This window comes from Paraburkholderia unamae (assembly GCF_003096875.1).
Lineage (GTDB): Bacteria > Pseudomonadota > Gammaproteobacteria > Burkholderiales > Burkholderiaceae > Paraburkholderia > Paraburkholderia unamae.
Genome location: NZ_QEOB01000023.1, coordinates 1 through 20406, shown reverse-complemented (window position 1 = coordinate 20406; position 20406 = coordinate 1). Strand labels below are relative to the sequence as shown.

The 20406-nt window shown below is 65.0% G+C and carries 22 protein-coding genes; 12 read left to right on the top strand and 10 right to left on the bottom strand.

All coding sequences use genetic code 11. The features are described 5' to 3' along the window. Positions 1-104: 104 nt before the first annotated feature. The 4 genes from C7402_RS35865 to C7402_RS35850 all read left to right on the top strand — a co-directional run bounded on the left by C7402_RS35865 (position 105) and on the right by C7402_RS35850 (position 4142). Complete coding sequence (locus C7402_RS35865) at positions 105-641, top strand: phosphonopyruvate decarboxylase (protein WP_112175541.1); 537 nt, start codon at positions 105-107, stop codon at positions 639-641. Beyond that, positions 642-1238, top strand: coding sequence for a thiamine pyrophosphate-dependent enzyme (locus tag C7402_RS35860; RefSeq protein WP_116613950.1), 597 nt, complete (start codon positions 642-644; stop codon positions 1236-1238). A gap of 20 nt (positions 1239-1258) precedes the next feature. After that, complete coding sequence (locus C7402_RS35855) at positions 1259-2737, top strand: aldehyde dehydrogenase (protein WP_116614011.1); 1479 nt, start codon at positions 1259-1261, stop codon at positions 2735-2737. A 100-nt stretch (positions 2738-2837) separates the two neighbouring features. After that, the gene (locus C7402_RS35850) at positions 2838-4142 is read left to right on the top strand and encodes an MFS family transporter (protein ID WP_116613949.1); all 1305 of its coding nucleotides are present in this window, start codon (positions 2838-2840) and stop codon (positions 4140-4142) included. Positions 4143-4225: 83 nt separating this feature from the next. Here C7402_RS35850 and C7402_RS35845 read toward each other — a convergent pair whose 3' ends face one another. The 8 genes from C7402_RS35845 to C7402_RS35810 all read right to left on the bottom strand — a co-directional run bounded on the left by C7402_RS35845 (position 4226) and on the right by C7402_RS35810 (position 11107). Beyond that, positions 4226-4672: an acetyl-CoA carboxylase biotin carboxyl carrier protein gene (locus C7402_RS35845; protein ID WP_116613948.1), complete on the bottom strand. Its 447-nt coding sequence runs from the start codon at positions 4670-4672 to the stop codon at positions 4226-4228. After that, positions 4669-6036, bottom strand: coding sequence for an acetyl-CoA carboxylase biotin carboxylase subunit (gene accC, locus C7402_RS35840; protein WP_116613947.1), 1368 nt, complete (start codon positions 6034-6036; stop codon positions 4669-4671). Before accC ends, C7402_RS35845 begins: the two co-directional genes overlap by 4 nt. A gap of 7 nt (positions 6037-6043) precedes the next feature. After that, complete coding sequence (locus tag C7402_RS35835) at positions 6044-6496, bottom strand: acetyl-CoA carboxylase biotin carboxyl carrier protein (RefSeq protein ID WP_116613946.1); 453 nt, start codon at positions 6494-6496, stop codon at positions 6044-6046. Between the two features lie 10 nt (positions 6497-6506). Then, entirely contained in the window at positions 6507-7283 is a 777-nt protein-coding gene (locus C7402_RS35830) for a LamB/YcsF family protein (protein ID WP_112175553.1), read from the bottom strand. Positions 7284-7325: 42 nt separating this feature from the next. Continuing rightward, positions 7326-8306, bottom strand: a complete 981-nt coding sequence (locus C7402_RS35825; RefSeq protein WP_116613945.1) for a 5-oxoprolinase subunit C family protein — start codon at positions 8304-8306, stop codon at positions 7326-7328. After that, positions 8303-9019 (bottom strand): 5-oxoprolinase subunit PxpB, encoded by a 717-nt coding sequence (gene pxpB, locus C7402_RS35820; RefSeq protein WP_116613944.1) that lies wholly within the window; start codon positions 9017-9019, stop codon positions 8303-8305. Before pxpB ends, C7402_RS35825 begins: the two co-directional genes overlap by 4 nt. A gap of 91 nt (positions 9020-9110) precedes the next feature. Further along, positions 9111-10442 (bottom strand): MFS transporter, encoded by a 1332-nt coding sequence (locus tag C7402_RS35815; RefSeq protein ID WP_116613943.1) that lies wholly within the window; start codon positions 10440-10442, stop codon positions 9111-9113. Further along, on the bottom strand, positions 10442-11107 hold the full coding sequence (locus C7402_RS35810; RefSeq protein WP_133254616.1) for a DUF4286 family protein: 666 nt from the start codon (positions 11105-11107) through the stop codon (positions 10442-10444). The genes C7402_RS35815 and C7402_RS35810 overlap by 1 nt, the downstream gene beginning before the upstream one ends. 186 nt (positions 11108-11293) lie before the next feature. Here C7402_RS35810 and C7402_RS35805 point away from each other — a divergent pair, with 186 nt between their 5' ends. Further along, positions 11294-12205 carry a LysR family transcriptional regulator gene (locus C7402_RS35805; RefSeq protein ID WP_112175563.1) on the top strand — a complete coding sequence of 304 codons (912 nt, stop codon included), beginning with the start codon at positions 11294-11296 and terminating at the stop codon, positions 12203-12205. A 60-nt stretch (positions 12206-12265) separates the two neighbouring features. Here C7402_RS35805 and C7402_RS35800 read toward each other — a convergent pair whose 3' ends face one another. After that, positions 12266-12541: a XapX domain-containing protein gene (locus C7402_RS35800; RefSeq protein WP_112175565.1), complete on the bottom strand. Its 276-nt coding sequence runs from the start codon at positions 12539-12541 to the stop codon at positions 12266-12268. A gap of 349 nt (positions 12542-12890) precedes the next feature. On the opposite strand from C7402_RS35800, the gene C7402_RS35795 reads away from it, so the two are divergent. After that, positions 12891-13577 carry a hydrolase gene (locus C7402_RS35795; protein ID WP_116613941.1) on the top strand — a complete coding sequence of 229 codons (687 nt, stop codon included), beginning with the start codon at positions 12891-12893 and terminating at the stop codon, positions 13575-13577. Between the two features lie 63 nt (positions 13578-13640). Here C7402_RS35795 and C7402_RS35790 read toward each other — a convergent pair whose 3' ends face one another. Then, a complete protein-coding gene (locus C7402_RS35790) occupies positions 13641-14564 on the bottom strand; it encodes a LysR family transcriptional regulator (RefSeq protein WP_112175568.1) in 924 nt (307 codons plus the stop codon). 148 nt (positions 14565-14712) lie between these two features. Here C7402_RS35790 and C7402_RS35785 point away from each other — a divergent pair, with 148 nt between their 5' ends. The 6 genes from C7402_RS35785 to C7402_RS35760 are packed head-to-tail and all read left to right on the top strand — an operon-like array spanning position 14713 to position 20365. Further along, positions 14713-14880, top strand: coding sequence for a DUF1427 family protein (locus C7402_RS35785; protein WP_112178348.1), 168 nt, complete (start codon positions 14713-14715; stop codon positions 14878-14880). Between the two features lie 19 nt (positions 14881-14899). Then, the gene (locus tag C7402_RS35780) at positions 14900-16789 is read left to right on the top strand and encodes an amidohydrolase (protein WP_116613940.1); all 1890 of its coding nucleotides are present in this window, start codon (positions 14900-14902) and stop codon (positions 16787-16789) included. Between the two features lies 1 nt (position 16790). After that, positions 16791-17228, top strand: coding sequence for a DoxX family protein (locus C7402_RS35775; RefSeq protein ID WP_116613939.1), 438 nt, complete (start codon positions 16791-16793; stop codon positions 17226-17228). A gap of 37 nt (positions 17229-17265) precedes the next feature. Continuing rightward, entirely contained in the window at positions 17266-18180 is a 915-nt protein-coding gene (locus C7402_RS35770; RefSeq protein WP_116613938.1) for a VOC family protein, read from the top strand. Further along, positions 18177-18872 (top strand): YoaK family protein, encoded by a 696-nt coding sequence (locus C7402_RS35765; RefSeq protein WP_116613937.1) that lies wholly within the window; start codon positions 18177-18179, stop codon positions 18870-18872. Before C7402_RS35770 ends, C7402_RS35765 begins: the two co-directional genes overlap by 4 nt. A gap of 35 nt (positions 18873-18907) precedes the next feature. Further along, positions 18908-20365 (top strand): alginate export family protein, encoded by a 1458-nt coding sequence (locus C7402_RS35760; protein ID WP_208949061.1) that lies wholly within the window; start codon positions 18908-18910, stop codon positions 20363-20365. Positions 20366-20406 lie beyond the last annotated feature (41 nt).

Genomic DNA, 20406 nt, shown 5'->3' with positions numbered 1-20406 from the left:
CGGTCCATGCCGTTTCGTGATTGTTCCATCACAAAACTCTATTTCATCGTGCTTCGTATCGCAATCTATTATGCACTCGTGAACTTTGATAAGGAGACAGCAACATGAGTACCGCAACGGGACAAGCGCCGGCGTGGCAGGAGTCCATCTTCTCGGTGTTGAAGGACGGGGGCGTGCGGCAGATCGCCTACGTGCCGGACGCCGGGCATTCGCGAGTGATTCTTCGCGCAAAGGAGGATCCGGAAATCGAGGACATCGTGCTGACGACCGAGGAAGAGGGCGTGGCCGTCGTGAGCGGCGCGTGGCTCGGCGGGCAGCGCGCCGCGCTGCTCATGCAGAGCAGCGGGGTGGGCAACTGCGTGAACATGTTCTCGCTGCTGCGTAGCTGCAATTTCCCCTTCTTTACCGTTGTGACCATGCGTGGCGAGTACGCGGAATTCAATCCGTGGCAGGGGCCGATGGGCAAGACGACCCAGGCGGCGCTCGAATTGATGGGGATTACCGTGCTGCGCGCGGATCGTCCTGAAGACGTCGAGGAAATCGTCAGCGCGGGTTTCGACGCCGCATTCGAAGCCGGCGAGCAGGTCGCGGTTCTGCTGTCGCAAAGCCTTATCGGTCGCAAGAAGTGGGAGAGAAAGTAAATGAGCGAGCAAAACAGGATCGCGACGATCGAGCGTCGCCAGTTCGTCGCCCAGGTGCTGGCGGGGGTGCCCGACGCGCTCGTCGTCAGCGGCCTTGGATCGCCGTCGTATGACGTATTCGCGGCGGGCGACCGCGACGCAAACTTCTATCTCTGGGGCGCGATGGGCGGAGCTGCCGCGCTGGGTCTGGGACTTGCGATCGCGCAGCCGCAGAAGCCCGTTGTCGTGATCACGGGCGACGGGGAGCAGCTGATGGGCATCGGCGCGCTCGGCACGATCGGCGCGAAGCAGCCGAAGAATCTCTCGATCGTCGTGCTCGATAACGGTCATTACGGCGAGACGGGCATGCAGCAAAGCCATAGCAGCCTCGGCACCGATCTCGTCGCCGTGTCGAAGGGCTTCGGCATCGCGAACTCGTTCGCGGTGTGGAACGAGGCGGATTACGGACAAGTCGTCGAGCACGTGAGCGCGCGAAAAGCGCCGACGCTCGTGCAGGTGCATATCCGCGCCGACGAACCGCCTCGTGCATTGCCGCCGCGCGATGGCGTGTTCGTCAAGAATCGATTCCGGGCGCACCTCGGCTTCCAACCGTTCTGATGATGGCGGGCGACACGGCTATGCAGCGCTATTCACTCTATATCGATGGCGAGCGGTGCGACTCCGCGAGCGGTCAGTGGTTCAACAGCGACAATCCGTTTACGGGCGCGCCGTGGGCGCAGATCGCGCGCGGCAACGCGGCGGATGTGGACCGCGCGGTTCGCGCGGCGCATCGCGCTTTCTCTTCGGGCGCGTGGAAAGACCTCACGCCCAGTGCGCGCGGACAGTTGCTGTACCGCCTCGCCGACCGCATCACGGAGCACGCGTCGCGGCTCGCTGAAATCGAAGTGCGCGACAACGGCAAGCTTTACGCCGAGATGCACGGGCAGTTGCAGTATCTGCCGCAGTGGTACCGCTACTACGGCGGCCTCGCCGACAAGATCCAGGGGGACGTGGTCCCGCTGGACAAGAAGGGCTACTTCAACTACACGCGCCGCGAACCGCTGGGTGTGACGGCGATCATCACGCCGTGGAACTCGCCCCTGATGCTGCTGACGTGGAAGCTCGCGCCCGCGCTCGCGGCGGGTTGCACGGTCGTCATCAAGCCGTCCGAGTTCACCTCGGCATCCACGCTGGAGTTCGTCGCGCTGCTTGACGAAGTCGGCTTTCCGCGAGGCGTCGTGAATGTCGTGACCGGCTTTGGCAACGAGGTCGGCAGCGAACTGGTATCGCACCCGCTGGTGCGCAAGATCACGTTCACCGGCGCGGACGCGACGGGGCGGCGCATCAACGAGCAGGCCGCGCGCGACTTCAAGCATGTGGGCCTCGAACTGGGCGGCAAGTCGCCGAACATCGTGTTCGACGACGCGAACCTTGACGACGCGGTAAATGGCGCCGTCTCGGGCATTTTCGCGGCGACCGGCCAAACCTGCATCGCGGGCTCGCGCCTGCTCGTTCAGTCCGGCGTGCATGACGAAGTGGTCGAACGCGTTGTCGCGCTCGCGAAAACGGCGCGCATGGGCGATCCGATGGACGCGGGCACACAGGTCGGCCCCATCACGACGCCGCCGCAGTACGAGAAGGTGCTCCATTACATCGGCATTGCCCAGGCCGAAGGCGCCGGGCTCGCGCTCGGGGGCAAGGCTGCATCGCGGGACGAATGCGCAAACGGATGGTTCGTGGAGCCGACCATTTTTACTGGCGTCAGGAACGACATGCGCATCGCGCAGGAGGAAGTATTCGGACCGGTGCTGTCGGTGATCCGCTTCGACACGGAAGACGAGGCCGTGGCGATTGCGAACGACGTGCGCTTCGGCCTTGGCGCGGGCGTGTGGACGAGCGACATCGGCCGCGCGTTCAGGATGGCCGAGCGCATCGAGTCGGGCACCGTCTGGGTGAATACGTACCGCGCCGTGAGCTACATGTCGCCGTTCGGGGGCTACAAGGACTCGGGCCTCGGGCGCGAGAACGGCATTGACGCGATCAACGAGTACCTGCAAACCAAGAGCGTCTGGATCAATACGGGCGCTGCGACGGGCAATCCGTTCGTGCTTCGATAGCAATCCTGATCAAGAGGACCGGGTTGCGTACCTTGTAATGACTTCCTTGCGCCAGGCGGCGTCAGATCGCCGGCGCACCCATTCATGGCAGGAGACATCTATGAAAGTCAACACCCTGGCATCGGACACGATGCCAGCCGCCGCCGCTACGCGCCGCACGATCCGCGCGATCGTCGGCGCTTCGGCGGGCAACATGGTCGAGTGGTTCGATTTTTTCGTCTACTCGTACTGTTCGCTGTATTTCGCCCATGCGTTCTTTCCTTCGGGCAACCGGACGACGGAATTGCTCAACACCGCCGGTGTGTTCGCGGCGGGCTTCCTGATGCGACCCGTGGGCGGCTGGCTGTTCGGCCGGATCGCCGACCGCAGCGGCCGTCGAAAGGCGATGCTGATGTCGGTGTTGATGATGTGCGGCGGGTCGCTGGCCATCGCGCTGCTGCCGACCTATGCGCAGATCGGCGTCGCCGCACCGGCGCTGCTGCTGGCCGCGCGCTGCGTGCAGGGTCTTTCCGTGGGCGGCGAGTACGGGACGAGCGCGACCTACATGAGCGAAATCGCGCAGGCGGGCCGGCGCGGATTTTTCTCCTCCTTCCAGTACGTCACGATCATCGCGGGGCAGATCGCCGCGTTGTTCGTGGTCGTCTTGCTGCAACAGTGGCTGTCGCATGCGGACCTGGTGTCGTGGGGCTGGCGCATTCCGTTCGCGCTGGGTGCGCTTGGCGCGTTGGTGGCGGTGTACCTGCGCCGCTCACTGGAGGAGACGACGACCGCGCGGACCCGGCATAGCGCGCAAGCCGGGACGATTGCGGCGCTGCTGGCTCACAAGCGCTCGGTCGTGACGGTGATTGGCTTCACGGCGGGCGGCTCGCTGGCTTACTACACCTTCACCGCGTACATGCAGAAGTATCTGGTCAATAGCGCCGGGATGTCCGTCAAGACCGCCAGTGGCTTGATGATGGCCGCGCTGATCGTCTTCATGTTCATGCAGCCCGTGGTCGGCGCGCTTTCCGATCGAATCGGGCGCAGGCGCTCGATGCTGCTGTTTGGCGTGCTCGCCATGCTCGGTACCGTGCCGATGCTCGACGCGCTCAGAAACGTCAGTAGTCCGTATTGGGCGTTTTTTCTTGTTGTGATCGCGCTGGCCGTCTTGAGCTTTTATACCGCCATTAGCGGCCTCATCAAGGCGGAACTGTTTCCGCCCGAAGTGCGCGCGCTAGGCGTCGGGCTGCCCTATGCGATTGCGAACGCCTTGTTTGGCGGGTCGGCCGAGTATGCGGCGTTGTCTTTGAAGGTGGCTGGCGTGGAAACGGTTTTCTTCTGGTACGTCACGGCGGCTTGCGCTGTGGTGGCGCTTGTGGCGTTTTTTATGCGCGAGCCTGCGGAGGGCGGGTATCTTCGGGATTGAAGGGGCGGCAAGCACTTCTCCGGGGTCTGCCGGGTTGGCACCGGCAGACCCCAACCTTCACAGCGTGGAGAACCCCTGAGGCATCAAGTATTTCCCGTGTACGTTGAGTTCGCCTTGATCGAGTCGCCGCCCAACTCGATCAGCTTTTCCCCATAACCCACCAGCGTTCCATCGGCAACGAGCAGTCGTTCCACGCGCGCGTCTATCGGTGCAATAACGGGGAACAGCACAGACTCGACCCGTACATACCCGATGACTTGCCCCGCAAAAACCGGCGATCCCTCCTCCACCGCCGTTTGCGGATCAAGCGGATGCGCGCGCTGAAAACAGCCCGTATACGGCGAGCGAATCGATACCGTTTCCATCGCAGGCGCATCACGGTCAACCCGCTCCGGCTGTGCCGCCACGCGGCCATTCACCTGAGGCGTTCGCACAAGCTTGAGCTTCTCGCTCCCAACCGTGCAGACGAATCGTGCGAGCCCGGCCGATTCCATGGCCGTCACAAACCCTTCGATATCTTTGAGATTCATTGTTCGACTTTGCTATAAAGTGCGCCCGACTCGATGAGACGTTCGAGATGGTGAATATCAAATCCGCCGTTGGCGAATTGCGGTTCCACCATCAGTTGCCGATGCAGCGGGATTGACGTATCGACGCCCGCAATCACGGTTTCATCGAGCGCCACGCGCATGCGCGCAATGGCTTCGTCACGCGTTTTTCCATGGGCGAGTAGTTTCGCGATCAGCGAATCGTAATTCGGCGGAATCGTGTAGCCAGAGTACAGATGCGATTCCACGCGAATTCCGGGGCCGCCTGGCGCAATCCACGATTCGACCTTGCCGGGCGAAGGCGTGAACTTCCAGGGATGCTCCGCCGTGATCCGGCATTCGATGGCGTGTCCTCTCAATTCGATATCGTCCTGGCGGATCGACAGGGGATGTCCCATCGCAACACGGAGTTGCTCCGCGACGATATCGACGCCCGTGACCAGTTCGGTCACAGGGTGTTCGACCTGAACCCGGGTGTTCATTTCGATGAAATAGAACTCGCCGTTCTCGTACAGAAACTCGAACGTGCCCGCGCCACGATAACCCGTCCTCACGCAAGCCTCGGCGCACAGCGTGCCGATGCGGCCGATCGCGGCGCGTTCGATGCCGGGCGCGGGGGATTCCTCGATGACTTTCTGGTGGCGGCGCTGCATGGAGCAATCGCGTTCGCCGAGCCAGACGGCGTTGCCGTGCGTGTCGGCCAGCACCTGGATTTCCACGTGCCGAGGGTGTTCGAGAAATCGTTCGATATAGACGGTTGGATTGCCGAATGCCGACGCGGCTTCCTCGCGTGTCGTGGAAACGGCCGCTGCGAGATCAGCCGGTTTGTGCACGACCCGCATGCCGCGCCCGCCGCCACCGCCGGCGGCCTTCACGATCAGCGGATAGCCGACCGCATCGGCGATGCTGGCAACGGTGTCCGCGTCTTCGGGCAGCGGGCCATCGGAGCCCGGCACGCAAGGCACGCCCGCGTCCTTCATTGCGCGTTTGGCGCTGACCTTGTCGCCCATTAGCCGGATAGAAGCCGACGTCGGTCCGATGAACGTGAGTCCCGCGTTTTCGACCGACTCCGCGAAGCCCGCGTTCTCGGAGAGGAAGCCGTAGCCCGGGTGGATGGCGTCGGCGTCCGTCAACCGGGCGGCGATCAGCAACTCGTTCTTGTTGAGGTAACTTCTCGCGGAAGGCGCGGGGCCGATGCACAGCGCCTTGTCGGCCAGTTGCACGTGCCGAAGGTCGGCGTCGGCTTCCGAGTGCACCGCCACGGTCTTGAGGCCCAATGCCTTGCAGGCGCGCAGAATTCTCAGTGCGATTTCGCCGCGATTGGCAATCAGTACGGTATGGAACATCTCGGCCTTAAATCGGTTCAATGACAAAGAGCGGGGTGTCGTGCGCGACAGCGGCGCCATCACTCACGAGAATCTCGATCAGGCGCCCCGCGCGGTCCGCCTCGATGGGGTTGAGCAGTTTCATCGCTTCCACGAGGCCGAGCGTGCGGCCTTCCTCGATGAGATCGCCCGGTGAAGCGAATGCGGGTTGGTCCGGGCCCGGCGCGCGATAGAAGGTTCCGGTCATTCCGGACGGGATGACGTGCTGCGCCTGTGCGGCCGGGCTGGCGGCTTGCGAGTCCGGTGACTGCGCCGCCGACGGACGCGCAATGGCCCCAGCGGAATCGGCCTTGTGCGGCGGCAAACGCTCGCCGCCACCCCGCACGAGCTTGATGCGTTCGTCGCCGTTCGTGTACTCGATCACGTCAAGCGACGAGCGCTCCAGCAGACGGATGAGTCCGTCAATCAACTCCTGATTCATCGGGCCGCCCTTAGCTGAACGCCTTGACCACGATGCCCGCTTCTTCGAGCGTGCGCCGTACCTTTGCTGCCATCTCGATGGCGCCGGGCGTGTCGCTGTGCACGCAGATGGTATCAATAGGAACCCTGATCATCCGGCCGGAGATCGTTTCGATCGCGCCTTCGCGGACCATCCGCAACATGCGCGCGGCGGCTTCGTCGGCGTCGTGCAGCACCGAGCCGGGCACCTTGCGGGGCACGAGGTGCCCCTCCTCGTCGTACGCGCGGTCGGCGAACACTTCGCTGCGCACGTCCAGTCCCATTTCCCGGCAAACCCGCTCCATCACCGCGCCGGAGAAGGTCATGCAGATGAGCGACGGATTGACGGCCTGGATGGCGCGCGCGATGGCTCTCGCGACGTCCTCATCGGTTTGCGTGAGGTTGCCGAGCGCGCCGTGCGCCTTCACGTAGGTAATACGGTGCCCGGCGTAGCGCGCGAGCGCTTCGGCCGCGCCGATCTGCCAGGCGACGAAGCGCTCGATTTCCCCGGTCGAGTACGGAATGATGCGGCGCCCGAAACCCCAGAGGTCGGGGAAGCCCGGGTGCGCGCCGATGGCGACGCCGCGCTCTTTGGCGAGTGCGAACGTGCGGGCCATGATCTCCGGGTCGCCCGCATGCAGACCGCAGGCGACGTTGGCCGAGGTGACGATCTTCAGAATGGCGTCGTCGTCGCCCATCCGGTAGGGGCCGAAGCCCTCGCCCATATCGGAATTGAGGTCGACCTCAATGCGGTTGTTTATCGTGGTCATGTGTCGTGTCTTCCTTGCAGGCTATGTTCGAAAGGTGTCGCGTCAGGCGCGGTGCGCCATCAGCGCAAGCGCGTTGCGAATCCGGCCGAGTTCCTCGGCTTGTTCTTGCAGGGCGCAAACGGCGGTGTCGATATCGACGCTTTCAAAGCGGATGCGGCATCCAACCGGCGCCTGGGCGAGCTTCCACAAATCGGCTTCGATGACGGTCGCGATCTTCGGATAGCCACCACAGGTATTCGCTTCCGCCAGTTGAATGATGGGTTGACCGGACGGCGGAACCTGTACGGTTCCCGGTACGATGCCGTGCGAAAGCAACTCAACGGGCGCTGCCAGGCCGAGCGGCGCGCCGCTCAGCCGGTAGCCAACCCGGTTGGCGTCCGCGGTGACCTCATAGGCGGATTGCGCGAAGGCCGTTCGTGCGCTCGAATCGAACAGCGCGTACTCGGCGCCCTCCAGCACGCGGACTGTGACTTCTCCGGCGGAGAGTGCCTGCCAGAAGGCGGGCAGGTCCCTGGGAACGACGCCAAGGCCGGCTGCCTGCCGCCGCGGCTTGCCGTACGGCTCGCACGCTCCTAGCTGGTCGCCGCGTTTCAGGCCACGCCCCTGCACGCCGCCAAAGTTCGCTTTCAGGTCGGTCGATCGGGAACCCATGATCATCTCGACGTCGATGCCGCCGCCGACCGCGAGGTACGCGCGTGCACCTCTGCGCGGGCGTTCGATGACGATGGTTTGCCCGGCTTTGGCGGCGCGCCTCCACCACGGCGCCACGATTTCGTCTTCGACCCGGACGACGCAATCGGCCCCGGCAACCGCGAAGTCGATATCCTCAGTGCTCCGAATCTTGAAGGGGAACATGCTGACTTCGATCCCGGCTTCGCGCACGTCATTGCCGACCATCGCGTTGGCGACCGACAAGGCGAGGCTGTCCATGGCGCCGCCACGGCTCAGCCCGTTATCAAGGTATCCACGGCGCCCCAGATCCTGAATCAGATTGGCGGCGCCGCTCGACAAGACTTCAATCACAGCTCGATCCTCTTCACACTAAACTGGACGCGGTCCCCGGGGGCCAGCAAACACGCTTCTGGCCGTCCGAGCTTGAACATTTCGACGTCGGTCTCGCCGATCAGGTGCCATCCCGAGGGCGCGGTGCAAGGCATGACGCCTGCCTGCGCGCCACCGACAATCACCGTGCCGGCCGCGACTTTCATCCTCGGCACCTTTCTTCGAGGCACATGCAGTTCCGGCGGCAGGCCGGTCATATACGCGAAGCCCGGCATCGAGCCGATGCAGGCCACGGTATAAACCGTGCTGGCGTGTCGGCGGATGTACTCGGTCACGTCGAGAGACGCGCCCTTCGCCAGTTCGATCAGATCCTCTCCGGCCGGTCCGCCATACACCACGGGAATTTCGATTTCCCGCGCCGGTTGCCGGGAAGGCTCAACCGTTTCCCACAGACGAAGCAGCAGATCCCTTGCCTCGCGTGGATGCGTGCGCAACGGATCGAACACGAAGAGCAGGTTGTTCACGCCGGGCACCAGTTCATGCGACGCATCGTTGCCGAACACTTCGCGAATTCGCCGTGCCAACGCGATGAGGCGTTGTTGCAGCACGGCGTCGAAGCGGGCATTCGGCCCATCGGATGGATCGAACAGGATCGCGCCCGCACCCGCCGCGTGGATACGCGGCGCGACTTCGGCGCGGCGCTCGGGCGCCAGTAGTTCAACAGGAGCATTCATTCAGTATTTCTCGTCATTCACAGGCAAACAGGCAAAGCGAAAATACGTGAGGCGGGCGGTGTGAGAACGCGCCCGAGCCTCACGCGCGGGATCATTCCGCTAACGGCTTTCCCGCGGTTTCCTTCGCACAGAGCAGACAGATCAGGGTGAGCGCGAGACCGGCGGCGACATACAGGCAAATCGCGGTCGTTGACTGATACGTCTTGTAGAGGCTGGCAAACACGAGCGGCCCGAACGCGCCGCCGATGATTCCTCCGAGCGTGGCCGCGAGCGAGGCCCCCGCATAGCGGACGCGGGTGGGGAACTGCTCCGTGACGAATGCGGCCTGAGGGCCGTACATCATGGCCTGGAACAGCATGCCGACCACGACGGCAAGGCATACGCCGGCCGGCTGGCGGGTGTTCATCAGATAGAAGTACGCGAACGCCCAGACAATGGAGAGCGCGGCCCCGGCGGCATAAACGGCGCGACGTCCCAGACGATCCGAAAGGCCGCCGAACAGCGGCACGCACACGGCGTGCAGCATCGCGCCGAGCATGGTCGCGAGCAAGGCGAGCGAGCGGGGAAGGTGCAGCACGCTCGTCACGTAGGTGAGCGTGAAGATGATCAGGAGTCCGTAGACGATGTCCGAGCCGATGCGCACGCCCCCCGCGATCAGAAGCCGCCGCCAGTGGCCGCCAAAGACTTCCTTGACCGGCATTTCGACCTTGTGATGATGTTGCTCGAGTTGCTTGAACATCGGCGTTTCATCCACGCCGCGACGCAGCCACAGCCCGAACGCCACGAGCACCGCGCTCGAAAGGAAGGGGATGCGCCAGCCCCACGACTGGAAGGCGTCCGCCGACAAGGTGGCCGTGCACAGCGCGAGGAAGCCTGCGCCAAGCAGGGTGCCGCCCGCCGGGCCGACCTGGGCCCAGGCGGCATTGCGGCCGCGCCGCTGCTGGTCGCCGTGCTCCATCGAGAGCAGCACCGCGCCGGCCCATTCGCCGCCGATTGCCGCGCCTTGCAGGAAGCGCAGCGCCACGAGCAGGACGGGGCTCCAGACGCCCCACGCCTGGTAGGTGGGCAACAGGCCCATCAGGCCGGTCGCCGTGCCCATCATGACGAGGGTGGCGACGAGCACGAAGCGCCGCCCGAGCTTGTCGCCCAGATGCCCGAAGACGACGCCGCCGAACGGCCGCGAGAGGTAGCCCACCGCGTAGGTCGAGAACGCGAGGATGGTCCCCGAGAGGGGATCGAACGAGGGGAAGAACAGCGCGTTGAAGACGAGCGCGGCCATCAGGTTATAGACCGTGAAGTCGAACCATTCGAGCGTCGTTCCAATCGAGCTTGCCGCGGCGAGCCTGGCCATCGAGGGCGTTTTTTTCGCACTGCTGTCCAGTTCGACGGGTTGTGGCTGAGGCAGGGTGGACGAGTGCTCCATTACGCACACTCCCGGGAGTCGAGGTTCAATGAGAGCGCGTAGCGCGCGGCTGCGTTGGGCGCGCAGGGCAGTTCAGCCAGGGCTTCTTGCAGCGCGGACTCGCTGAACGACGCCGTGCTGCCTTCGATAATGAAGATCGGTTCCATGCGGCGCGTGCCCAGATCCTCCAGCGGCAACGGGCGGCTCAGTGCGTCGCTGGGCGTGAGAAGGCAGGAGCGGACAAAATCGGGTCGCTGCGAGAGGCGATTGCCCAGCGCTGCGCATTGTTCGCTCAGTTGGTCATTCGATTGCGCGGGTTGTGCGTCCAAACGCAAGGGCAGCACGGCAACGAAACCGCCATGGCCCCGGCCGACCTCCGCACTGAGTCCGCCGATGCGTCGCTTCGGGGCAAGCATCTTTGGCAGCACTTTCACGGACCACGGGGTCTGGTGTGCGAAGGCGTGCGCATACGCCGGCGAATCGAACGCCTGCAACGATTGAGCCCAGTACAGCGCGAGGTATTTGGGGCCGCCGTCGATAGCGACATAGCGCGACGCGGCGATCACGCCGTCCATCCGCACGCGGTCTTCGAGGTGCTCGCGGTCATACCACAGGTTGAACTCTTCCTCGTCTTCGCGACTCACATCGGCCGCGACGAACAGCATCCCGCGTTGTTCAGGTTTCATCACTCGCTCTTCCTCGAATTGTTGGACGCCTCATCGTCACAACTCAAAAAAGGGCGGGCAAACGGGATTTTCTTCGGTGCCTTGATAGATTTTTCTTTTCAGGCAAGCTATGACGGGGCGCGCGCCGGGCAGGCGCCGGCTGATAGCCGGGAAAACCCCTAACCAGGATTCGGACGATAAAGGGCAATGAATACGCGATTTCTTGAGAGTTTCATGCTGGTCGTGGAACTCGGGAGCTTCCGGGCCGCAGCGGAGCGGCTGCATGTGAGTCAGGCGACCATTTCGAACCGCATCGCGGCGCTGGAGGAGGAGATCGGCGCGCGCGTATTCATACGCGACCCCGGCGATCTGCGCCTGACCCCGGTTGGCCTGCGCCTGATCAGCTATGGCGAGCGCATGCTCGAATTGCAGAGCGACATCATGCAGCTTGGGCGCACCGACCAGAAGCTGCTGGGCGGTGTGCGCATCGGCGTCATCGATACGATCGTCCACACCTGGCTGGTCGGGTTCGTGCAGCATCTTCAGTCTTCGTACCCCGGCATCGAGGTGCAGTTGAGCGCCGAATCGACGGAGCGATTGAACCGGAGCTTGCGCGACGGCGAGGTCGATATCGCGCTACAGACTGATCAGATGATTGGCGACGGCGTGGTCAGCAGAAGCTGCCTTCCCATGGCAATGGGCTGGGTGGGGCGCCCGGGCGACCCGCTGGAATCGCGCGCGGATCTGCGGGCGATTCTCTCGGGCCCTGTCGCCACGATGAGCCGGGGCTCGCAGCCTTATCTCGTGCTCAAGGACGTGTATAAACGGGCCGGCATGCCGATGGGCCGGGTGCATTGCGTCAATTCCATTTCGGCGATCGTCCGGCTCGTCAAATGCGGCCTGGGCAATGCGATGATGCCGCTGCCGCCCGTGAAGGAGCAGGTGGACCGCGGAGAGCTGGAGATCATTCACTTCGACATGCCTTTGCAGCCGCAGGCGCTGGTGGTCAGCTATCTCGAGAGCCGGGCGTCCGACGCCATCCGTTTCGTGGCCGAGCTTGCCTGCGAGGAAGCGAATCGATACATGCGTTCGATGCCGCCGCCGTTTGCTCCGGAGTAAGCAACAGTCACGGACCTTTCATGGTGGGCCCGCGCACTCACATGCCGGAGTGAAGCCGCCTCACGACGAGTGCGGCTCCTTTGTCGTGCCGCCCTGTGCGTTCCCGCCCGGCAGCGAGCCGAACATGTGCTGGCTGCATTTGGCGTCACGCCATGCCGCGTTGAGCTTGAGCCCTCCCAGCATGCGGCGCGCGAGAGGAAGAATCTGCTCACCGGCCAGCATGCCCAGCAGACCGATCAGCGCAATGATGGGCGGCGCCGGCGACTGCACGCCCATCAGGCTGTAAATGACGCCGGCCAGCAGTCCGGCAGCCAGTGAAAGCACATATGGTTTCATGTCGCGAGTCTCTTGAGCCGTGAGCCGGCAATTGGCAATTGGCAATCGGTGATCGGCGGCGCGTAATCGTTACGCAATCGTCACGCAACCGCCACGCGAATTGCCGCGCCCAAAAATTTCTCGCAAGCGTATCGGGTTTGGCGCAATTAGAAAAGACGCAATCGCCTCATCCGTCATGCAAATTCTGGAATTGAATCGATTCCATTTCTTGGATGTCCATCCGCCGCATTTACGTGTCAAATGTTTGCAGCTGGATAGTGCCGCTTCCCAGCGTCACGCATATCGATCGCCTCCCGGCCGCGCCGGCGAGGCGGCTTCTCCTCTCTCCGGTTCAAAGGGCACTGACGTCATGAGCAATTCGAAGCTTGAAGTTCTCACTCCGCAAAACAGCCAGTTGATCATCATCGATCAGCAGCCGCAAATGGCCTTTGGCGTGCAGTCGATCGACCGCCAGGTACTGAAGAACAACGTGGTGGCGCTGGCCAAGTCCGCCAAGGTGTTCGACATTCCCACCACGATCACGACGGTCGAAACGGAAAGCTTCTCGGGCTACACGTACCCGGAACTGCTCGATGTGTTCCCGGGCAAGAAGCTGCTGGAGCGCACGTCGATGAACTCGTGGGACGACCAGAAAGTGCGCGACGCGCTCGCCGCGAACGGCCGCAAGAAGGTGGTCGTTGCCGGCCTGTGGACGGAAGTCTGCAACACGACCTTTGCGCTGTGCGCGATGCTCGAAGGCGACTACGAGATCTACATGGTTGCCGACGCTTCGGGCGGCACCTCGAAGGACGCGCACGACTTCTCCATGCAGCGCATGATCCAGGCCGGCGTCGTGCCGGTCACCTGGCAACAGGTCATGCTCGAATGGCAACGCGACTGGGCACATCGCGAGACTTACGACGCCGTGATGGCGATTGCGAAGGAGCATTCGGGCGCGTACGGCATGGGCGTGGATTACGCGTACACGATGGTTCACAAGACGCCGCAGCGCACGGCTGTGCCGCATGAATTGCTCGCGGCCGTGCCGGCGAAATGAGTGTGGAGAGGTATTGACTGGCACCGCCGGCGGCGCGCGTAGCGCCGCTGGCGGCTCTCACCGTCAGGCCTCCGACAATGCCCAAGGCGCGTGCGCCAGATGCTCGACGAGATAGTCGAGCAGAACGGTCACACGCGCGGCGCGCAGCATGCCAGGCGGCGTGACGAGATTGACATTGATGTCGTTGATGCGCCAGTCGCACATGACCTCCTCCAGTTCGCCGCGCTCCAGTGCGTCCCATACGAGGAATTCAGGCTGAAGCGCGAGGCCGTGGCCTGCGATCAGTGCGGGCAGGATCACGTCGGCGTTGTTCGTCCGCACGCGCCCACGCACCGGCACTGCGTATTCCTCGCCTGAAACGATCTGCCGGAAACGCCAGAGTTCGGGCGTCGGCAGGTTCGTGTAGATGAGGCTCGCGTAGCGCTCCAGTTCGCGCGGATGCGTGGGCCTGCCGTGCCGGTCGAGGTAGGCGGGCGCGGCGACGAGCGGTCGGCGCACGGCGCAAAGGCGGCGCGCGCGCAGCGAGGAATCGGTGAGATCCGCAATGCGGATCGCGACATCGAAGCCGCCCGAGACGATATCGACCAGATGATCGGTCAGCACGAGGTCCACGTCGACCTTCGGGTAGCGTTCGAGAAAGACCGGCAACAGCGGTGCGAGATGCCGCTGCCCGAACGACATCGGCGCGTTCACGCGCACGATGCCGTGCGGTTCCAGCGCCTGCGCGGACGCATCGTATTCGATGGTCTCGGCGTCGGCGAGCAGGCGGATCGCACGGTCGCGCAGCAGTTCGCCGGTCGGCGTGAGCGAGAGCTTGCGCGAGGTTCGGTAGAACAGCATGGTGCCGAGTCGCTGCTCGAGGCGTGCGATGGCCTTCGAAACGGTCGGCTGCGAAATGCCGAGCAGGTTGGCCGCTTTCGCGAACGAGCCCGTTTCGACGACGCGCGCGAAGATGGCCCAGGCTTCAAGATCAGGAAGGGGTTGCATGGTGAGAGTGAATTCGATGAATGTCCAGCGCGCCTGTGATGTCAATCAGGACAACCAACCGATGCAGGAACCGCTGCAAGCAGAACCCCCGGGGGCGCATTCCCGGCAGCCCTGTCCTGCATTCTAATCCGACCGCGAGGCCGACCGCATGGAATCTTATCTGGTGTCACTGGGCGCGGGCGTGCTCATCGGCGTGATCTACAGCGTGATCAAGGTCCGTTCGCCCGCGCCCCCGCTGATCGCCCTGGTTGGCTTGCTGGGCATGGTGATCGGCGCGCAGGCCGTGCCTGCCCTGAAGCCGCTGCTGGGTCTTTAACCAACGTGAGGAAACGCCCGTGAGCGCAACCGACAGCCAACCCGATCTCATTCTTCATAACGCACGCATCACCACGCTGGACCGCACCAACCCGCTCGCCAGCGCCGTGGCCATCGCCAACGGCCGCTTCGTCGCGGTCGGCAGCGAGGCCGACGTCATGCCGCTCGCGGGGCGCGCCACGCGCGTGATCGACTTGCAGGGCCGCCCCGTGCTGCCCGGCCTGATCGACAATCACCTGCATCTTATCCGCGGCGGCCTGAACTACAACATGGAGCTGCGCTGGGACGGCGTGCGCTCGCTCGCCGTGGCCATGGAGATGCTCAAACAGCAGGTCGCGATCACGCCCGCACCGCAATGGGTGCGCGTGGTCGGCGGCTTCACGGAGCACCAGTTCGCCGAGAAGCGCCTGCCCACCATCGAGGAACTCAACGCGGCCGCGCCCGACACGCCCGTGTTCATCCTGCACCTGTACGACCGCGCGCTGCTGAACGCCGCCGCGCTGCGCGTGGTGGGCTATACGAAGGACACGCCGGAGCCGCCGGGCGGCACGATCCTGCGCGACGCCACGGGCACGCCCACGGGCCTGCTGCTCGCCAATCCGAACGCGACGATCCTCTACGCGACGCTGGCCAAGGGGCCGAAGCTGCCGGCCGAGTACCAGTACAACTCCACGCGCCATTTCATGCGCGAGCTGAACCGCCTGGGCGTGACGGGCGCCATCGACGCGGGCGGCGGTTCGCAGAACTATCCGGACGACTACGAGGTCATCCGCAAGCTGCACGACGCGGGCGAGATGACGGTGCGCATCGCGTACAACCTCTTCACGCAGAAGCCCGATGCGGAGAAGGAGGACTTCGTGAACTGGACGCAGAGCGTGAAGTATCACGATGGTTCGGACTACTTCCGGCATAACGGCGCGGGCGAGATGCTGGTGTTCTCGGCGGCCGACTTCGAGGACTTCCGCGTGGCGCGCCCGGAGCTGCCGCCGGAGATGGAGGGCGAGCTCGAAGGCGTCGTGCGCGTGCTCGCGCAGAACCGCTGGCCGTGGCGGCTGCACGCGACCTACGATGAAACGATCAGCCGCGCGCTGGACGTGTTCGAGAAGGTCAACCGCGACATCCCGCTCGAAGGCCTGAACTGGTTCTTCGATCACGCGGAGACGGTTTCGGATCGCTCGCTGGACCGCATCGCGGCGCTGGGCGGCGGCATTGCCGTGCAGCACCGCATGGCGTACCAGGGCGAGTATTTCGTGGAGCGCTATGGTGCGCGCGCGGCCGAGGCCACGCCGCCCGTGGCGAAGATGCTCTCGAAGGGCATCAAGGTCTCCGCGGGCACCGACGCCACGCGCGTGGCGTCGTACAACCCGTGGGTGTCGCTCGCCTGGCTCGTGAGCGGCCGGACGGTGGGCGGCCTGCGCCTGTATGCGCAGCGCGATCTGCTCGATCGAGAAACGGCGCTGCGCATGTGGACCGAGTACGTCACATGGTTCTCGAACGAAGAGGGCAAGAAAGGCCGTATCGCGGTGGGGCAGCTGGCCGACCTGATGGTGCCGGACCGCGACTTCTTCGCCTGCGCCGAGGACGATATCGCGGATACCACGGCGCTGCTCACGGTGGTGGACGGCCGGATCGTGTGGGGCGCGGGCCCGTTCTCGGAGCACGACGCGCCGATCCCGCCCGCGATGCCCGACTGGTCGCCGGTGCGCCAGTATGGCGGCTACGGCGGCTGGGGCGCGACGCAGCAGAGCGGCGCGCCGTTGCAGCGCGCGGCGGCCGCGGCGCTGTGCGCGTGCGCGAGTGCGTGCAACCTGCATGGCCATGCGCACGGCAGCGCCTGGGGCAGCGCGCTGCCGACCTCGGATGCGAAGGGCTTCTGGGGCGCGTTCGGCTGTTCGTGCTGGGCGATCTGAGGTGGCGGCGCTCACGGGCCGGGGCAACCCGGCGTGGATTCGCGCGCTGCTCGCGCAGCCGTGGGTGGCGCCGTTCGTGCGCGTCGCGCTGGTTTCGGCATGGCTGATCGGCGGCGTGAACAAGCTGCTGGACTTCAATGCGGCGGTCGCGGAGCAGGCGCATTTCGGGCTGCATCCGCCCGCGCTGTGGGCCGCGTTCGCGATCGTGGTGGAGATCGGCGGCTCGCTGTGCGTGGTGCTGCGCCGCTTCACGTGGCTGGGCGCGGGCGCGCTGGGCGTGCTCACGCTCGTGGCCATGCTGGTCGCCAACGACTTCTGGAACCATACGGGCGCCGCGCGCTTCATGGCGCTGAACAGTTTTTTCGAGCACCTCGGGCTGATCGCGGCGCTCGTGCTGGCCACGCTGCTGGAGGATGTGCGCGGCGCCGACCGTGAGTGATCCGCACAAACCAATGATGAAACAAGGAAATTCGACGATGAAAGCATTTCGTTCTGTCCTGCTCGCGCTGATGGTGGCGGGCGGTCTTGTCACCGCGCCCGCGTCGTTCGCGAAGCCGCCTGTGATGGAGTCCGAAACACCGTCCGTGGCGGTGGGTGCGCAGTACGACACGACGCACGTGTACGTTGCCCCGGAAGATTTCGACCGCTTCACGGACAGCTTCGTGGCGACCTTCGGCGGCAGCAAGTCGAAGCAGGGCGTGTTCCAGGTCACGCCCACGCCGAGCCAGACGATGTCGCAGCTCGTGTTCACGCCCTCGGGCACGATCTCGGTGTTCGGCTTCAAGACGCCGGTGCCGTATCCCTTCGGCTCGGAGCGCACCGGCTACCTCGTGACCGACATGGACGCGGCGGTGAAGGCGGCGCGCGCGCACGGCGCGGACGTGATCGTCGACACCTTCCCCGATCCGGTGGGGCGCGACGCGATCATCTCGTGGGCGGACGGCGTGAACATGCAGCTGTACTGGCATAACGCAGCCCCGCACTACGATGCGCTTAAGACGGTGCCCGAGAACCGCGTGTACGTTTCGCCGAAAAGCCTGCACAAGCTGGTGCACGACTTCGTGAAGTTCTCGCACGGCAAGGTGGTGTCCGATGACGCGAAGGCGCCGGGCATCGAGATCGGCCGGCCGGGCGAGACGTATCGCCGTGTGCGCATCGAATCGGGCTTCGGCAAGATGACCGTGCTGGTGACGGACGGCCACCTGCCCTATCCGTTCGGGCACGAAACGACCGGTTACGAGGTGGCGAATCTCGACGAGACGCTGCAAAAGGCGCAGGCCGCGGGCGTGAAGGTGCTCGTGGCGCCGTTCAGCTCGGACGGACGCAACGCGGCGATCGTGCAGTTCCCGGGCGGCTACATCGCGGAAATCCACGCCAGCGCGGCGCAATGAAACACGAGGACACGATCCTGGCGGCGGTGGCGGGCTATGTGGACACGCTGAGCTTCGTGGCGCTGTTCGGGCTCTTCACGGCGCACGTCACGGGCAACTTCGTGCTGATCGGCGCGGGGGTGGCGGGCTACGGACAGGGCGTGCTCCTCAAGCTGATCGTGTTCCCGGCGTTCGGTGCGGGCGTGGCGGGCAGCAGCGTGCTGCTGCGCTCGCTCAGCGGGCGGCACGCGCGCCAGGGCGCGCGGCTGCTTCACGCGGTGCAGGCGGTGCTGATGCTGGGCTTCTGCCTGGCGGGCGTCCGGGCGTCGCCGGTCGCGCAGCCCGACACGCTGCCGGTGGTGGTGGCCGGCGTGCTGGGCGCGTTCGCGATGGGGGTGCAGAACGCGCATCCGCGGCTGATCGTGCGGCCCGCCGTGCCGAACACGGTGATGACGGGCAACGTCACGCAGGCGATCCTGGACGTGGTGGACATGCTGTATGCGGGCACGCCGGAGAGCGTGCGCGAGGCGGCGCGAGCGCGGTTCGCGAAGATGATGCCGGCCATCGCGGCGTTTGCGGCGGGGGCGATCGGCGGAGCGCTGGGCCTGCGCTACGTGGGCTTCTGGGCGCTGCTCGTGCCCGCGTGTGCGCTGGCTGTGCTGGCGTGGACGACGGGCGAGCACGAGCGCGCGGCGACGGCCGGCCCCGCATGATGCGATCAAGAACGGCAGGAAAGGCAAGGAAAAACATGGTGTCGAGCACGACGCGCGGGCGTCGAAAGAAGAGGGCCGCGGGCTTCGCGGCTGCCGCCGGGCTGCTGATGATGGGCGCCCCTGCCGCCTTTGCGCAGACGGCAACGAACGTGCCGGAAAGCCCGCCCACGTGCGACGTCAAACGCCCCGTGCCCGGCTTCAACCGCTGGCAGGAAAACTGGGGCGTGCTTGCGAATCCGTGCCTGCCGCGCAGGCCGTTTGACGGGCTCAAGTACATCCCGCTTTCGAGGAACGATCCCACCTGGTATCTCTCGCTCGGCGCGAACCTGCGCGAGCGCTTCGAACTCAACAACACGCCGCTCTTCGGCCTTGGCAGCGCGCGGCCCGACAACTGGGTGATCCAGCGCGCCGAAGTCCACGCCGACGCGCGCTTCGGCGAGCACGTGCAGGCGTTCTTCCAGCTCGAAGACGCGCGGCCATTCGGTAAGGACTCCGTCACACCCGTGGACAAGAACCCGCTCGACATCGAGCAGGCGTTCGTGGCGTTCGTCTACGGCGTGGGCGGCGGCACCTTCAAGGCGCGCGTGGGGCGCCAGGAAATGGCGTTCGACTTGCAGCGTTTCGTTTCGGTGCGCGACGGCCCGAACGTGCGCCAGGCGTTCGACGCGCTGTGGGCCGACTACGAGATCGGCAAGTGGCGCTTTATCGGCTACCTCACGCAGCCCGTGCAGTACCGCGACGCGGCCGTGTTCGACGACGTCTCGAACGGCCACCTCACGTTCAGCGGCGTGCGCGTGGAGCGCGTGAACACGGGGCCGGGCGACCTCTCGGCGTACTGGTCGCGCTACGAGCGCGACAACGCGCGCTTTCTCGATGCGAGCGGCAACGAGCGGCGCGACGTGTTCGACGCGCGCTACGCGGGCAAGCAGGCGCAGTTCGACTGGGACGTGGAAGGCATGGTGCAGACCGGCCACGTGGGCGCGGATACGGTGGGTGCGTGGGCGTTCGGCGCGCTGGGCGGTTATACGTTCGCGGCGCTGCCGGGCACGCCGCGCCTGGGGATCCAGGTCGACGGCGCATCGGGCGACCGGCATCCCGGCGACGGCCGCGTGGAGACGTTCAATCCGCTTTTCCCGAATGGCTACTACTTCACGCTCGCGGGCTACACGGGCTACAGCAACCTGATTCACGTGAAGCCTTCGCTCACGTTCAAGGTCACGCCCAAGGTGACGCTGCTCACGGCACTGGGTTTCCAGTGGCGCGACACGACGGCGGATGCCGTCTACGGCCAGGGCATGGCGGTGGTGCCGGGCACGGCGGGCAAGGGCAACCGCTGGACGGGCATGTATGCGCAGGTGCGCGCCGACTGGCTGGTGAGCGACAACGTGGCGCTCGCGCTCGAAGCAGTGCATTTCGAGGTGGGCGATTCGCTGCGCTCACTCGGCGCGCGCAACGCCGATTATGTCGGCGTGGAAGCGAAGTTCGGCTGGTGATGAAAGGTATCGACAAGGGGAACGTGATGAGCACGCATCTG

What these genes read in the sequence shown, in the direction of transcription:
- C7402_RS35785 (WP_112178348.1), top strand. Translation starts at nt 14,713, where the DNA reads ATGGAATCTTATCTGGTGTCACTGGGCGCGGGCGTGCTCATCGGCGTG.
- C7402_RS35815 (WP_116613943.1), bottom strand. Translation starts at nt 10,442, where the DNA reads ATGGAGCACTCGTCCACCCTGCCTCAGCCACAACCCGTCGAACTGGAC.
- C7402_RS35850 (WP_116613949.1), top strand. Translation starts at nt 2,838, where the DNA reads ATGAAAGTCAACACCCTGGCATCGGACACGATGCCAGCCGCCGCCGCT.
- C7402_RS35805 (WP_112175563.1), top strand. Translation starts at nt 11,294, where the DNA reads ATGAATACGCGATTTCTTGAGAGTTTCATGCTGGTCGTGGAACTCGGG.
- C7402_RS35800 (WP_112175565.1), bottom strand. Translation starts at nt 12,541, where the DNA reads ATGAAACCATATGTGCTTTCACTGGCTGCCGGACTGCTGGCCGGCGTC.
- C7402_RS35810 (WP_133254616.1), bottom strand. Translation starts at nt 11,107, where the DNA reads ATGAAACCTGAACAACGCGGGATGCTGTTCGTCGCGGCCGATGTGAGT.
- C7402_RS35790 (WP_112175568.1), bottom strand. Translation starts at nt 14,564, where the DNA reads ATGCAACCCCTTCCTGATCTTGAAGCCTGGGCCATCTTCGCGCGCGTC.
- C7402_RS35795 (WP_116613941.1), top strand. Translation starts at nt 12,891, where the DNA reads ATGAGCAATTCGAAGCTTGAAGTTCTCACTCCGCAAAACAGCCAGTTG.
- accC (WP_116613947.1), bottom strand. Translation starts at nt 6,036, where the DNA reads ATGTTCCATACCGTACTGATTGCCAATCGCGGCGAAATCGCACTGAGA.
- C7402_RS35860 (WP_116613950.1), top strand. Translation starts at nt 642, where the DNA reads ATGAGCGAGCAAAACAGGATCGCGACGATCGAGCGTCGCCAGTTCGTC.
- C7402_RS35835 (WP_116613946.1), bottom strand. Translation starts at nt 6,496, where the DNA reads ATGAATCAGGAGTTGATTGACGGACTCATCCGTCTGCTGGAGCGCTCG.
- C7402_RS35855 (WP_116614011.1), top strand. Translation starts at nt 1,259, where the DNA reads ATGCAGCGCTATTCACTCTATATCGATGGCGAGCGGTGCGACTCCGCG.
- C7402_RS35865 (WP_112175541.1), top strand. Translation starts at nt 105, where the DNA reads ATGAGTACCGCAACGGGACAAGCGCCGGCGTGGCAGGAGTCCATCTTC.
- C7402_RS35765 (WP_116613937.1), top strand. Translation starts at nt 18,177, where the DNA reads ATGAAACACGAGGACACGATCCTGGCGGCGGTGGCGGGCTATGTGGAC.
- C7402_RS35830 (WP_112175553.1), bottom strand. Translation starts at nt 7,283, where the DNA reads ATGACCACGATAAACAACCGCATTGAGGTCGACCTCAATTCCGATATG.
- C7402_RS35770 (WP_116613938.1), top strand. Translation starts at nt 17,266, where the DNA reads ATGAAAGCATTTCGTTCTGTCCTGCTCGCGCTGATGGTGGCGGGCGGT.
- pxpB (WP_116613944.1), bottom strand. Translation starts at nt 9,019, where the DNA reads ATGAATGCTCCTGTTGAACTACTGGCGCCCGAGCGCCGCGCCGAAGTC.
- C7402_RS35845 (WP_116613948.1), bottom strand. Translation starts at nt 4,672, where the DNA reads ATGAATCTCAAAGATATCGAAGGGTTTGTGACGGCCATGGAATCGGCC.
- C7402_RS35760 (WP_208949061.1), top strand. Translation starts at nt 18,908, where the DNA reads ATGGTGTCGAGCACGACGCGCGGGCGTCGAAAGAAGAGGGCCGCGGGC.